General features: G+C 65.2%; 10 protein-coding genes. 6 read left to right on the top strand and 4 right to left on the bottom strand.

Annotation, left to right across the window (positions count from 1 at the left end):
• The first annotated feature begins 117 nt into the window (after positions 1–117).
• Both E3O28_RS04510 and E3O28_RS04505 read left to right on the top strand, forming a co-directional pair.
• Positions 118–351: a PLDc N-terminal domain-containing protein gene (locus E3O28_RS04510; protein ID WP_158250188.1), complete on the top strand. Its 234-nt coding sequence runs from the start codon at positions 118–120 to the stop codon at positions 349–351.
• 296 nt (positions 352–647) lie between these two features.
• Positions 648–1,049: a DM13 domain-containing protein gene (locus tag E3O28_RS04505; protein WP_166784739.1), complete on the top strand. Its 402-nt coding sequence runs from the start codon at positions 648–650 to the stop codon at positions 1,047–1,049.
• 87 nt (positions 1,050–1,136) lie between these two features.
• Here E3O28_RS04505 and E3O28_RS04500 read toward each other — a convergent pair whose 3' ends face one another.
• Genes E3O28_RS04500 through E3O28_RS04490 form a run of 3 tightly spaced genes read right to left on the bottom strand, consistent with a single transcriptional unit; the run spans position 1,137 to position 5,634 of the window.
• Positions 1,137–4,871, bottom strand: coding sequence for a hypothetical protein (locus E3O28_RS04500; RefSeq protein WP_166784738.1), 3,735 nt, complete (start codon positions 4,869–4,871; stop codon positions 1,137–1,139).
• A 14-nt stretch (positions 4,872–4,885) separates the two neighbouring features.
• Positions 4,886–5,158 (bottom strand): helix-turn-helix transcriptional regulator, encoded by a 273-nt coding sequence (locus tag E3O28_RS04495; protein ID WP_104099214.1) that lies wholly within the window; start codon positions 5,156–5,158, stop codon positions 4,886–4,888.
• Positions 5,158–5,634 carry a DUF2975 domain-containing protein gene (locus tag E3O28_RS04490; RefSeq protein ID WP_104099213.1) on the bottom strand — a complete coding sequence of 159 codons (477 nt, stop codon included), beginning with the start codon at positions 5,632–5,634 and terminating at the stop codon, positions 5,158–5,160. Before E3O28_RS04490 ends, E3O28_RS04495 begins: the two co-directional genes overlap by 1 nt.
• A gap of 288 nt (positions 5,635–5,922) precedes the next feature.
• Here E3O28_RS04490 and lepB point away from each other — a divergent pair, with 288 nt between their 5' ends.
• Complete coding sequence (lepB, locus tag E3O28_RS04485) at positions 5,923–6,603, top strand: signal peptidase I (RefSeq protein WP_241973007.1); 681 nt, start codon at positions 5,923–5,925, stop codon at positions 6,601–6,603.
• Between the two features lie 127 nt (positions 6,604–6,730).
• Here the strand turns inward: lepB and E3O28_RS04480 are convergent, their stop codons facing one another.
• Complete coding sequence (locus E3O28_RS04480; RefSeq protein ID WP_166784737.1) at positions 6,731–7,174, bottom strand: S41 family peptidase; 444 nt, start codon at positions 7,172–7,174, stop codon at positions 6,731–6,733.
• Positions 7,175–8,358: 1,184 nt separating this feature from the next.
• Here E3O28_RS04480 and katG point away from each other — a divergent pair.
• The 3 genes from katG (at position 8,359) to E3O28_RS04465 (ending at position 14,320) form a co-directional block, all read left to right on the top strand.
• Entirely contained in the window at positions 8,359–10,632 is a 2,274-nt protein-coding gene (gene katG / locus E3O28_RS04475) for a catalase/peroxidase HPI (RefSeq protein ID WP_198411531.1), read from the top strand.
• A 746-nt stretch (positions 10,633–11,378) separates the two neighbouring features.
• Entirely contained in the window at positions 11,379–12,773 is a 1,395-nt protein-coding gene (locus E3O28_RS04470) for an alpha/beta hydrolase (protein WP_166784736.1), read from the top strand.
• Positions 12,770–14,320, top strand: a complete 1,551-nt coding sequence (locus E3O28_RS04465) for a GMC family oxidoreductase (RefSeq protein WP_134415290.1) — start codon at positions 12,770–12,772, stop codon at positions 14,318–14,320. Before E3O28_RS04470 ends, E3O28_RS04465 begins: the two co-directional genes overlap by 4 nt.
• Positions 14,321–14,322: the final 2 nt, after the last annotated feature.

Genomic DNA, 14,322 nt, shown 5'->3' with positions numbered 1-14,322 from the left:
CCCACGGAAGGTCACGGGCCCGCTGCCGGTAAGTAGCGAGTGCAAGTCCCCCACAGGAGGTTCCGGAGACGCATCTTCACTGGGGCCCTATCTTGAAGTATCCAAACGAACGGAACCGTGGTGGACAGTCCAGCCGCACTTGCAGTCGCTCTCGCATCCGTCGTCGCCGTCCTCTACCTCGCTGCGATCGCGTACGCCATCGTCCAGATTGCGCGAACCCGCGACCTGTCCGAGGTGGAGAAGGCCCTCTGGATGATCGCCGTCGTATTCGCGCCTCTGCTCGGCGCGCTCGTTTGGTACCTCGCCGGGCCACACCCATTCGGCCTTCGACTCACACACAAGGTTCGGTAGACCTCGACCTTCATTTCTCTTCGCGGAGGGGGTTGGGTGACTGCCCACGGGGCAGGAAGGGCGTTGTAGCGCGAACAACCTCTGTGAAACTCCTTGTATCCGAATGCGCCGGCAACGGCCGCCTGACCGGTAGGTTCGAGCGCATGCGATTCGCTCTGCGTCAGACATCGGCACTAGTGCTGGCTGGGGTGATCGTGCTCTGCTCCAGCGGCTGTGGCAGCGCCCCGAATCCGAGCATTGAATCGCAAGCTTCAACGCCAACGCCAACGCCCACCTCAACGCCTTCAACGTCTCCGATGACGGAGACGAGCCAAAACAATTCCGCCGGAATGAGCGGATTCGAGCGGCAACTCCCGCTTGCAGGGCAATTCGTGACTCAATGGACCGAGACCGTCGGCTCCGTTGAGATCGAACGTCGCAGCGATGGCACTGTCTGGGCGACCCTCAGCGACTTCAGCACGGGAGCCTCTCCGAACTTGAGGCTCTACCTCAATGAAGGGGAGCTGGTCAAGAACACTGATAGCGCCTGGACCACCGATGGCGGCCTCAGTTATGACATCTCCACCGTCAGGGCATCAGCCAGTACGCAAGAGATCGAGATTCGGGGAAGCCAACACATGGACGAGATTCACAGCGTCACAATTTTCGACTACACAGGTCCCGACTATCTACATTTTGGCTCGGCCCCACTCGGGTAGCGCACTATCTATCCGGCGACACTGCAGTCGCTCCCGTATCCGTTGTCGCCGTCCTTTACGTCTCAGCGGCGCCTCGGCGTGCGGAATTCATGCCAGGTCGCCCAATCGCGCCGCGATGCTGTTGTCGTCCCCGGCTCGACGCTCATAGGTGACGGCGATGATGAGCAGCACGGCGCCGACGACGGCCAGCGTGATCCACCACGGCACCGATTCGATGCCGCGGCCGATCTGCGCCACGAACACGAAGATGTTCTCGATGGGCAGCACGATAATGCCCAGCAGGAAGGGTGCCGCGAGTTTCCGGCTCGAGCCGACGAGAATGGCGACGAGCGCAATCGCGATCACGAGGATGGCCCGCCAGGTCTGGGGGTCGGTGAAAGTCGCGAGGATCGAGGCCAGGAACATCACGCCGAGCCCGGGGGCGAGCAGCGGCCACGAGCCGTGCCAGCGGGCGGGCCAGCTACTGAGCGTGCCGCGCTGGGTGTCAGCTGTATCCCGTTGCCTGCCGCGCATGGCGGCAACGCCGGCGAAGAGTAGGAAAAGGCCCAGGGGCAGCGAGAACCACTCGACTCGCAAGTCACGCGGACTCCAAGCCACGATCGCAGTGACGAACGCGAGCGTGAAGATGAACCAAACGGGAGGCAGGCTTGTCCGCCCGTTTCGCAGCCGCACCGCGACAATGACCATGGCGGCGAGGTAGGCGACCATGAGCGACCACATCAGCCAGATCGTGAACCAGTCTCGTTCGATGGCCGTCCAGGTAGCGAGCCCGACGTACAGGGCGGCGGGGGCATAAAGCCAGCGAGCAGACAGGCGACCGAAAGACCACCCTCGGATGCGCGCCGGTTGAGATATCTCGGCATGGGACAAGATGGCCCGCGCCGCTGCGGCAGCTGGCACGGCGCCGGCCAGGCCAATCCCGAGACACACCACGACCAACGGTATTCCTGCGATCTGGACCACGTCGGCACCGACGCCGAAGCGCACGCCCTGGATAGCCCCGGCAGCCCCGGCGATGATCGCGACCGCGTGGGTCGGCGTGCAGAGTGTGCGCAGCCGTTCGGCGCGAGGCGACACGCACCGGTCGAGCAGCAGGCCGAGCCCGAGCAGCACCCACGACGCGGCGACCAGCCCGAAGCCGCGCCATGCTGCACCGACGGTTTCACCTGCCTCCGACACCGCCAGTACCACCAAGGTCGGCACGACGGCGACGAGGAGCCCGCCGGTGTACAGCGGCACGCCTTGTGCGCCGCGCGCGGTGAGGAGCAGGCCGATGGTCGTGGCTGCGAGGCTCGGCGGGAGCAGGTATGGCTCGAGCAGGCCGATACCGATCAGAGCCCACACACACCACAAGGCTCCCGTGAGGCAGGCAGCCGCGGTCCACCATCCGTAGCGGCGCTTCGCCCAGAACGATGTCGCCGCTGCGCCGAGGGCGAGGATGATGAGGACGAGGAATGTCGTCGGCAAGCCAGCCGCCACCCGAATGAGCGCGAGCCCGACGGCGATTACGCCGGTGAGCATGGCAGACACCTCGAGGGCGATCCGCGCGACCGTGGCGTCCGGTTCGCCGATGCCGCGTCGCTTGAGGGCCGAGCGAATCACCCCAGTGCTCGGGAGCGCGAGAGCGACGATCGCTGCGATGACCGGCAGCGTCACGGGTGAGGCGCTGCCCACAAGCACCTGGGCGCCGAGGCATACGACGACGACGGCCAGGGACGGGATGAGCAGGCCCGCGGCAATCGCGCGCAGCACGATGCCGAGTCCGGGCCGGCGGGAAACGAGGAGGGTCATCGCAAGCAGGAACATGATGCCGGTTGAGAGAGCGGTCCAGCCACTGCGCTCGAAGACCACCTGGATCACGCCGATCACAAAGGGCACGGATGTCACGACCAGGATCGAGTACCAGGCTGCGGGTTTTACTTGCGGAAGGGCGGTCGCGACGATTGCGCCGATCAGCCCGATCGACGTGGTGAGGCACAGGAGCGCGATCGTGCCGATGCCGAGCTGTCCGAGCGCTGTCGCCACGACCACGAGGGCGTAGGCGTAGCCGACAGCGACGTGGAGAAAACGAGTCCCGGCGGGCACGGGTCGCGCGAGCGCGATGATGGCCGTGACGACTGCGATGCCCGCCCACGCCGCGAGGCGAACGTCGGTCCACGAGATGATGCCGGCGAGAAGGACCGCCACATGAGCCGCGAGGATCAGGGGAAGGCGAAAGCGGAGCGAAGCCGCCCGGATGCCCGGGACGAGAACGAGCGCGGCGCTCGTGGCCACCGCGAGCCCAAGGGCGATCGCGATTTGAGCCCAGGGCAAGAGGCCGGGGGCACAGACGACCACGAGCCCTGAGAGCGCCGCCAGCCAGATAGCGAGCGCTGCGCCCCCGTTCGCGAGGGGCGCCTGGGCGATGTCCCGGTGCAGGGTGATTGCGGCGAAGACCCCGAAGCCAATGGCACCGGCGGCGAGGCCGAGCACGACCGCGAGCACGCCGCCTGTGTCAATCACTGAGGCGACGAGATCGGAGCCGTTGAAGGAACCAAGCACCTTCGCGGCGCCGATCAGCAGCGCCACGAGCACCGTCGCCAGGACACTGACCACGGCCATCCCGAACGCGCCGCCGGTGAACCGTCGCCGCTCGATCGTCGCCGGGGTCGGGGCCAGGGCGCCGAGGACGATGAGTCCTGCGGCGCCCGCGACAGCGATGAAGGCGAAGTACCACTGCTCGGCGCCATGGGCCCCGAGGTCGAGGGCGAATGGCAGCCCGGTGAATGCGGCGACGCCGGCAGCCCCGGCGACGAAGCTCCAGAGACCGCGTGCGAGATAGCGGCTGGCGAGGCCGGCGAGCACCGCAATCGCGGCAAGGATGGCGCAGATCCCGAGCCAGTATCCCGTGGTGCTGTCGGCCTCGATCAGTCTCGCCTGAGCGAGCACGATTGCGACGGCGACCACCTGCACCACCGTCAGCGTCACCTGTTCCGCCCGGAGGCGCCCGTCGAATCTGCGTGCCGTGGCGCGGACGAGTGCGACGAGTGCGAGAGCGACGAATGCGGTGCCGAGGTGTCCGATGACCGCCGACAACACGGTGCCGCCCGCGTACCCGAGCATCGAAGGCACCACGGAAAGGCCGAGCAGGGAGATCCAGAGCCAGGTCCGGATGCGCACCACCCGCGACAGTGCCACCATGACCGAGCCGCTGGCGAGTGTGCCGACCGCAGTGAACACCCACGGGCTGAGGCCGCTCACGGTCAGTTCGGAAAGCGCGTACACGTCGAGGGCGACGAACAGCATTCCAAGCGCACCGACGGCCTCCGCTGAGAACTGCAGCCTGCGCCGCGCGAGCAGCCAGGCGCCGCCCAGGAACAAGAGTGTGATGAGGCCGACGATCACGCTGCGCAGCGCACGATCGCTGAGGTCGGGGTTGAAGAAGGTGAAGACGATCGCCGAGATCGCGAACAGCCCGGCACCCGCTACCGCCAGCACCGACTGAACTGTGGCGCTCGAGCGCGGATCAGCGGCAGCTGGGCTGGCTGCGGCGGGCGCAGCGAGGGCGGCAGATGCTGGCGGAGTCGCCGCCGGCGACGGTTCGGTTGCACTGGCTCCAGACGGCTCGGCGAGCAAGCGCGGCACACGCTCGAGCACCGCCTGCCGCGCTCGCAGGGCGGTGGCCGCGTCCCGGGAGGCGCTCCAGAGTTCGAGGCCGATTCTCCCGTTGAGGTCGGCGCCGCAGTTGCGGCAGCGCCTGTTCTGCAGGGCATCGACCCCGCAGGACGGGCAGGACGCATCGTCCAGAAGACGCGCGACGGCGATGTCGCTCCACTGGCTCATCGGGGCAGGCGTGCTCACGAGGCTTCCGCCGCATCGCTCGTTCGCGCCGGGTTGTGCGGATCCGAGGCATCTGGCCCCGAGTCGTCCGGCACCCAGATGAGGATGTCGCCGGGCTGGCACTCGAGTACGCGGCAGATCGCGTCGAGGGTCGAGAAGCGCACCGCTTTGGCCCGGCCGTTCTTGAGCACAGATACGTTCACCGGCGTGATGTCAATCGCGGCCGCGAAGTCAGCGACGGACATCTTCTTCTTGGCGAGTTCGACGTCGAGGTTGATGACGATGGGCATCAGACCACCTCCGACAGGTCCTGCTGCAGTTGTCGCGCGTTTCGCAGGAGTCCCCGGAGCACCAGGATCAGCAGAGCGAGTCCTGCGCCGACGACGACGCCGAGTGCGCACAGCAGCATCACCGATGGGGAGGCGACATTCGCCGATGCGAGGGTGGCCATCGACACCCCGATGAGGAGGGTCGCTAGGACCATGGCGCAGAGGATGACGTCGACCCATAAGAACGCGTTGTCGCTGAAGATGACGGACGTGCGCACCATTGACAGGAGCCGCCACACGCACACGAGCACGACCTGCACGCAGAGCAGGAAGAGCACGGCAACGATGATGCCCGGCGTCTGGAGATAGCCGAGGTCTGCGTAGGTCTCGGCGGACTGCCGTGCCACACCGGGGACCATGAATAGCTGGCAGGCCAGGAGAAGGACGATCATCGCGACGATGAGGGCCTTCAACGAGACGATGGTTGCCTTGTGCATGTGAGTCCTATCGATAATCGGTGCTCTGCTATCGACAAACGATACATCCTGCCTGCGCTGAATGGAAGCCACGGCACCCTGCGGCTTAACCGCAACGCGAGAAGGCGTAACCGTCGACGCCGTGGAGGTGTCCCGGTGAGGGTTCCGCAAAAGAGTTCGGGAGTGCAGAGGGGTGACACTGAACCCAGCAGCATCAGCGCAGGGGGAAAGTTGACGAATCACGACGTACTTATGCGCCTGAGGCGGGACAAGAGAACCCAGGGTGATTCCAACCGTAAGCACGGAATCGTGCGCTTCTTCCGAGACCTTTTCGTCATATTCTTTGTTGCCCTGCTCATATCGTTCCTGATCAAAACATTCCTCATTCGCTCTTTCTATATCCCTTCGGGATCGATGGAAAACACCCTGCAAGTCAAAGACCGAATCATGGTCAACGAACTCGTCCCCGACCTCATCCCCATCGCCCGTGGCGATGTCGTTGTGTTCACAGACCCCGGTGGATGGCTAAGCGCAACCGAACACGGCACTGTCCAGCCGGGCAATCCTGTAGCCGATGGCATCCGATGGTATTTTTCCGAGGTGGGCCTGGGCGCGCAAGAAACGAACGACCATCTCATCAAACGCGTCATCGGCCTGCCCGGCGACAAAGTCGCCTGCTGCGACGCCACCGGCCACATCACCGTCAACGATGCGCCTCTCAGCGAGCCTTACCTCAAAGCATCTCCCGGGACGACGCGTTCTCCTGAGAAGTACTTCACCGTGACAGTCCCCGCAGTTTCTCTATGGGTCGAGGGCGACAACCGCGACAACTCGGCGGATAGCAGGCTCCACACCACCACGCCCAGCAAGGGTTTCGTGCCCATTACCAATGTCGTCGGCCGGGCGTTCGTGATCACCTGGCCCGTCGGTCACTGGTCCTGGCTCGACAACTACCCGAACACCTTCCGAGAGACTGGCCAGGACCGATGATGCACACGACTCAGGGTTTCGTCCCATGACCGAGAGGGATTCCCGATAGCCGTTCCCAAACGCCACTCCCCCGAGATGTCGAAAATTCGGCGGGTTGGCGCCGATTCTGCGTCCATGGACGTCCGCCTTACGGATGCTCGCAGTTCGCGTTGAGCCAGTCGATCGCGCCGGCCCAGGTCGGATCCTCGCCAAGGGCGGCGGCGCCTGTTTGCTGGTCGGGGTCGATACCGTCTGGATAGGTGAGCCCAGTGCGGTCCGCAATGCGGGCTACCGTCAGCACGATAACTGCGCCGTCGGACATCGTCTTTGACGTGTTCCCGGTCGCGAAACCCGCGGTCGTCGTTTCTCCGAAAGTGCGCACGCCCGATTGACCCCGGAATGCCAGGAGTGTCGACTCGCCTGCGCTGGCGGTTTCAGGACCCTGCAGGACGGCGATGTTCCGACCGGCTTGCGATGAGCCGGTCACGGGTGACGTGGCAAGCGTTTCGGTTGATCCGTCCGATTCGTATGTTACGGCGGAGCCATCTATGCGCACGACTTCCGACTTGCCATTCCGGCGGATGAACGACAACACGGTGCCCTAGGAGAGCAATGGCGTCACAGCCCCGAGCATGGGGAAGGAATCTCCGCCCCCATTGCCGCGCAGGTCCACGATCCACCCGCACCGTGCCCGCGTTTCTGCGTCTGAAATCCCCCGCGCACCAGCGTCGATGTAGGACTGGCCTTCTCTCGTGTCGCTGCTACTGAACCAGGGAACATCGATCGCAGCGATGCTACCCGTGGCAAAGCTGACGACTGGCCGGTTCTCGCCCGTCGGCGGCAACTGGACCGAGCCCAACTGGCCTGGGGGCAGGACGAAGCGACTATGCGCTCTTCCTCCGGCGGCCGACACTGCCCGCATCAGTGGACTGTGGGTTTCCGCGATGGTCTCTGCGGAGGACGCGCTCACCGATGCGAGAGCTCGAGCTTCTTTCCACTTCCTGCGAGTGGCGTAGAGGCCGTTTTCATCCATGAAGTCGAGGGCAGACTCCACGTATTCGCGCACCGCGGGATTTCCCGAAGGCGGAGGTTTGCCTGGCACGGCCGGCACGCAACCTGTCACAGGAACAGTCAGGCCGAAGGCCAGTGCGACTAGAACGAGAGAGCGGAGACCAGAGCATCTACTGGCAGCCATGGCACGTCTCCCCAATATAAAGCCCGCTCGCCATGGAGCGACTTGTCCTGTTCTGCCGCAAGCATAGGGGGCACCTACTTGCGCCGCGTCCTAAAACACCTCGACTCGGCTACCCGCTGACCGTTCCCCACTAGGAGCCTCTGGCGGGGGTGCTCCCAGGTCACCGCGAGCGGAACACGATTCGCGGAAATCAAGCTCTCGACAGCCCCCATCCTCCGGCGTCGGTTTCACCGGGCTTCGCATCGCCCGCACCGCAGCAATCGGCGCAGGGCTTTATTATGTTTGGCCGTCGTGCGCTCGGCCACCGCACCACCGCCGTCTAGAAGTCAGTCACTTTCTTGGCATGCCACGCACACCTTGCGGGAATACGATCTTTCTATCGGGCTTCCCGTCACGTCGGCAGCCCGCGACGCACCGCCTCACAGCAGCGTCGAAGCATCGCTGCACCACAGATTGACGCTGCTGCGATGCGGCGGCTGATCGTTAAATTGTGACTCCGACGACACCGTTTCTCATCCAGCTAAAGCACACAGGGAGCATCAATGGGCACTGACGACCAGACCAACACATGCAGTTTCCACATGAGCGGTGCGCTGCCAGCAGGTGGCGACCACCTCGGTGGCACCTTCGGTCAGTCGCCGACCCTGGACAGTTGGTACCCGCAGCGTCTCCGGGTTGAGCTTCTCCACCGGAATGGCGTAGACGCCGACCCGCTCGGCGCGGACTTCGACTACGCGGCGGCTTTCGCCACGATCGACCTCACGACGCTCAAGTCGGACATCAAGCGACTGCTCACCACATCGGTCGACTGGTGGCCGGCGGACTACGGCAACTACGGTCCACAGATGATCCGAATGGCGTGGCATGCCGCCGGCACGTACCGAATTGCCGACGGCCGTGGCGGAGCGGGCACCGCGATGCAGCGGTTCGCACCAATCGGAAGCTGGTGGGACAACGGCAACACCGACAAATCACGACGACTCCTACAGCCGATCAAGCACCAGTACGGCAACGCTCTGTCGTGGGCCGACCTGATGGTCTTGACCGGCAACTGCTCCCTCGAGTTGATGGGCCTGCCGACGTACGGCTTCGGTGGTGGACGACTCGATGCGTGGGAACCGGACGACGGCACCTGGTGGGGCCCGGAGGTCTGGAACCCGCACGCGGTCGCGAGCCCTGACGAGATGGTGAGCCGCGACGAACGCTGGCATGGTCAGAACGGCGACGCGGACTACGACCTGCAGAGCCCCCTGGCCGCGTCGCACCAGGCGCTCATTTACGTCAACCCTGAGGGGCCCTATTCGAACGGCGACCCGCTGGGCTCAGCACGCGACATTCGCATCACGTTCACGCGGATGGCGATGAACGACGAGGAAACGGTGGCATTGATCGCCGGTGGCCACGCGTTCGGTAAGAGCCACGGCCAGGTACCCGCATCCGACATCGGACCGTCACCCGAGAAAGCCCCGATCGAGTCGATGGGGCTCGGTTGGCACAACCCGGTGGGTACCGGCAGTGCCGAGCACACTTCGACCAACGGCATCGAGGGCAGCTGGACTCCGAACCCGACACAGTGGGACAACGCCTACCTCGAGAACCTGTTCGCGTACGACTACGAGCAGACGAAAAGCCCGGCCGGCGCGCTGCAGTGGACACCGACTGACCCGGAGGCGCCGAAGACTCCGGACGCCCACGTACCCGGTCAGATGAACCCGCTCATGATGATGACCTCGGACATCGCACTCAAGGTCGACCCGGAGTACCGGGCCATATGCGAGCGTTTCCTGGCCGACTTCGATCTGTTCACCCTCGCGTTCTCGAAGGCCTGGTACAAGCTCACGCACCGCGACATGGGGCCGAAGCACCGGTACCTCGGCCCGGAGGTCACCATCGCCGACGACCTGCTCTGGCAGGACCCGCTCCCGGACGCAGCAGGATCCTCACTCGACGAGGCCGACGTGGCAGCGCTCAAGGAAGCCGTCCTCGCGACCGGGCTGTCCGTGTCCGACCTCGTCTACACGGCGTTCTCCGCCGCCTCGACCTACCGCGACAGCGACAAGCGCGGAGGGGCGAACGGTGCCCGCCTGGCCTTGTCGCCGCAGAAAGACTGGGCGGTCAACCGACGCACCGTCCCAGTCATCGACGCGCTGCGGAACGTGCAGGCGGCTTTCACGGCGACGTCGGACGGACGGAAGGTATCTCTCGCCGACCTCATCGTCCTCGCCGGCAGCGCCGCCGTGGAGCAAGCGGCACGGGCAGCAGGATCTGACGCCAGCGTGCCGTTTACGCCAGGCCGTGTCGACACGACGCAGGAGTTGACCGACATCGAGATGTTCGAGTGGCTGCGACCCATTGCGGACGGGTTCCGCAACTTCGTGTCGGAGCGCTTCGAAGAGTTTGCTCCGGGCGTCGCGCCCGAGGCGGCATTCCTCGACAAGGCGAACCTGTTCACTCTCACCGCACCGGAGTGGACCGTCCTGCACGCCGGGCTCCGCGTGCTCGGCAGCAACTGGGACGGGTCCGACGTGGGTGTGCTCACGGATCACGTCGGAGCCCTGACGACCGACTTCCTCGTGAATCTGACCGACACCGACCTCATCTGGACGAAGGACGACGAGACCGCGATGACCTTCGCTGGTCGGGTTCAGGCGACCGGCGAGGCTCGCTGGAGGGCATCCCGGAATGACCTGGTATTCGGCTCGAACGCGCAACTGCGGTCGATCGCCGACGCCTACGCGGGCAGCGACGGGCAAGAGCGGTTCGTCCGCGAATTCATCCGCGTCTGGTCGAAGGTCATGATGCTCGACCGCTACGACGTCAAGGGCCACAAGCGTTACGGGGCGATGGCCGCCTGACCCCGGAGGTCGCGTCCCGGCGAGCTGACGGCGTGGAGGCACGGCGCGGTCACGCGCTGAGCCTCCAAGCCGTCGAGGCCTTGACCGAACGACGCTTGAGGCCGCGAGCCGAACGTTGCACGGATTGATCAGGCTGGGGACGGCCAAGGAACCTCCGCGGGCAGCACGTGGTCGACCACACTCGCACCTCGACGGCCTGCGAGGGTGGACGGGCCGCTATGCCCTGGAAGCCGTTGCCCCCACTCGTAGAGACGCCGGCCGGATTTGCTTTGGCCTCGAATCGCGAGAGGGTGCCGCTGATGTTCTCTGTGGCGGCTCGTAAGGCCTGAGCCTTCCGGGGTCATGTCCCGCTGAGGAATGCGCGTGACCGGTAGAGGTTCCCAAGTGACACGGCATGGGACTGCTGACGGTTTGGTTGCGGGGGTTGCAGCACTGTGTCGAAGATCATGAATCGTCATGGGTGGGAGTTCCGCAATGCGGAGTGCGCGCTCGAACCAGGAGCCGTTTTGCTTGGTGGGTGTGATCAGATGCTGACCGAAGCGACCTGGCAAAACCGGGTTGTCTTGGCCATTTCCTATTACAGCCGCATCGAACGCCTCCGCAGAAAGGGGAACGGTACCTGTCCGGTCGGCCTCGTCAATCGAGCCGCTGCTTAAATGCTTCACCCGGTAAATATTCTCGGCCTGCCGGTCGGCGGTACTCATCAAGCCCTTGAAGTATCGGTGGTCTTCCGGTTGACTGATGTCATGTCAAGCAACGGCGCTCGGGTATCCGCGCAGCCGGTGGCGTTCTGCCTTCATGCCTTGGGCGCGAGCTCTGTCGAGTTCGCTCACCTTCGGGATGCCCTGGCTGGTGAGATCGAGGTAGTCGCTATCGATCTACCCGGGTTCGGTGACACGGCGTGGGTCGACGGGGCCTCGGTGGAGGAGACGGTCGAGTTCGTCATCCGCCGGATCCGTGCGCATGATTCTGCGCGATGGATGCTCGTCGGCCACAGCATGGGCGGAAAAATCGCCTCGATCATCGCCGCGCGAACTCTGTCTGGTCGGGCGCCCCTTTTCGGCCTCGCCGGCGTCGTGTTGCTGGCCGCATCTCCCGTGACGCCCGAGCCGATGTCAGAGGACCACCGCGAGTTGATGATCGGCTGGGCTTCAGAAAGCCACTCGGCTTCCGACGGCCACTTGAGCGACGAATCGGCGCGCGAGTTCGTCTACGCCAACATCGCCGAGCCACTCGCCGAGACGGACATGGCAAGTGCGGTGTCGGGCGTGCGGCGCACGGACCCGCTGGCTTGGCGCGCCTGGTTGGAGAGGGGCAGTCGCGAAGACTGGTCTTCAGAAGTCGGAAACCTGGCTGTGCCAGCTCTCATCGTCTCGGGCGCCCAGGATGGGGATCTGGGGTACCCCGCGCAGCGCCGCCTCAACGGGGCGACCTACCCGACGGCGAAGTTCATGACGATCGAGCATGCCGCCCATCTTCTGCCGATCGAGCGTCCTCAGGAAGTCGCCGCCGCGATCCTGACCTTCTGGCATAACCATGCAGGGACGTCTCCGAGGGTTCCCCCGAGCACCGGGCGGGTCATCGCGTCGGAACGGACGAGCGAGCGAACCCGCGGCATCCTGTCCCGGCGGGCGGTGGCGGATGACCCTGGTTACCAACCCTCCGTCTTATCGAGCGAGCAACTAGCGACACTGCGCGACATCGCCGAGCGACTTGTCCCGCAGGGCGATGACGCGATCGACCTCGCCGCTCGTGTCGACCAGCAGCTCGGTCGCGGAGGCGGCGACGGTTGGCGGAACGCGGCGTTGCCCGCCGACCTGGACGCCTATCGCCTCGGCCTCGACGCGCTGGTCGGATTCGGCGTTCACACCCCGGAGCGACAGGCCGGGATGATCGCGCAGCTGATCGACGGCAGCTTCGTCGCCGAGGGCTCAACGCTGAGCTCGAAGCAGCTGCAGCTCTGGTTCGAAGACGCCCGCGTGGATCTGGCTCGTCAGTGGATGGCGCACCCGGCGACCTTCTCACGCGTTAAGTACGACGGCTTCGGCAACGGCGGCGACGGCGTCCGCAAGCAGGGGTTTACCCTTCTCGAAGCCGGCCGCCGAGAAGTCTGGGAACCGAGCGGCGGCGGCACCGAATGAACCTGAGCGGCATGCGCGTGTTCGACCACGCCGACGAGGTCGACGTGATCGTGGTCGGGTCAGGGGCTGGCGGAGCCCCTCTGACCGCGTCCTTGGCGTCGGCCGGATTGAGGGTCGTGGTGCTGGAAGCCGGCCCGAACTTCGAGCCCGGCAACCACACGCCTGACGAGACCGAGGCAGTCGACATCATCTGGATGGATGAGCGGCTCAGCGGAGGCGAAACACCGACCGCCTTCGGGCCCAACAACAGCGGCCGCGGTGTCGGCGGTTCGACGTTGCATTGGGGTGCCTTTACGCCGCGCCCCGACGCGCGTGACATGTCGTTCCGACGCGAGACGGGTCAGGGTGTCGACTGGCCGATCTCCCCCTCAGAGCTCATGCCCTATGTCGCCCGCGTCGAGCAGTACCTCGGTGTTTCCGGGCCGTCCGACTATCCCTGGGACCCTGATCGGCACTACGCGATGCCGCCGGTTGCGCGCAACGCCTCGTCGGAGATGATGATGCGTGGATGCAGGGCGCTCGGCATCCGCGCGACCGATGCGCCCGCCGCTGTCATCAGCCAGGACTGGCAGCAGGAGGGATTCGGACTGCGCCAGGCTTGCGTCAACTGCGGCGCCTGCCACCAAGGATGCCGCAACGGTGCGAAAGTATCGATGGATACCAGTTACCTCCCGGTGGCTTTGTCGCGCGGAGCTGAGATCCGCGCTGATTCGACAGTGCACACCATCGAAACGGACGAATCCGGCGCCGTCACCGCCGTGATCTATCGACGTGATGGTGTCGACCACCGCCAACGGTGCGCGATGTTGGTGCTCAGCGCCGGCGGGATCGAGACTCCGCGGCTGCTGCTGCACAACGCACTCGCGAACAGCACCGGCCAGGTCGGCCGAAATTTCATGGCCCATGGTGGCGTGCAGGTCTGGGGACGATTCGACCAGCTGATGCGGTCGTATCGCGGCTATCCGTCGTCGATCATCTCGGAAGACATGGTGCGGCCGCCCGACGCCGCTTTCGTGGGCGGCTACCTGATGCAGAGCCTCGGGACGATGCCGTTGACCTTCGCGACGACGCTGATCCGAGGCAGCTCACTGTGGGGTCCGGAACTCACCGAGGCGCTCGCGCAGTACCCGTACATGGCGGGCCTGGGGATCAACGCGGAATGCCTGCCTTCCGACTCAAATCGGCTCACCCTGTCTGACGAGGTCGACGAACTCGGCGTGCCCAAGGCGCACGTAAGCTTCACTGCGGGCAAGAACGAGAAGGCGATCGAGGCTCACGCGGTCACGACGATGACCAACATCGTGTCGGCGGCGGGCGGGCGCGACATCCTGGTTCTGCCGCGATCTGCTCACACCCTCGGGACCTGCCGGCTGGGCGAGACGGCCGACGTCGGCGTAGTTGACGCCGACGGTCGGAGCTTCGATATCCCCAATCTCTGGATCTGCGACACCTCGGTGTTCCCGAGCTCGCTGACCGCGAACCCGGGCCTCACGATGATGGCACTTTCGCTCCGCACCGCGGATGCCATCCTCAGCGCAGCGCGGTAGGT

This window comes from Cryobacterium sp. TMT2-14, from assembly GCF_004402465.1.
GTDB classification, from domain to species: Bacteria; Actinomycetota; Actinomycetes; order Actinomycetales; family Microbacteriaceae; genus Cryobacterium; species Cryobacterium sandaracinum.
The sequence above is the reverse complement of the archived record's forward strand: the minus strand, read 5'-3'. Positions and strand labels throughout refer to the sequence as shown.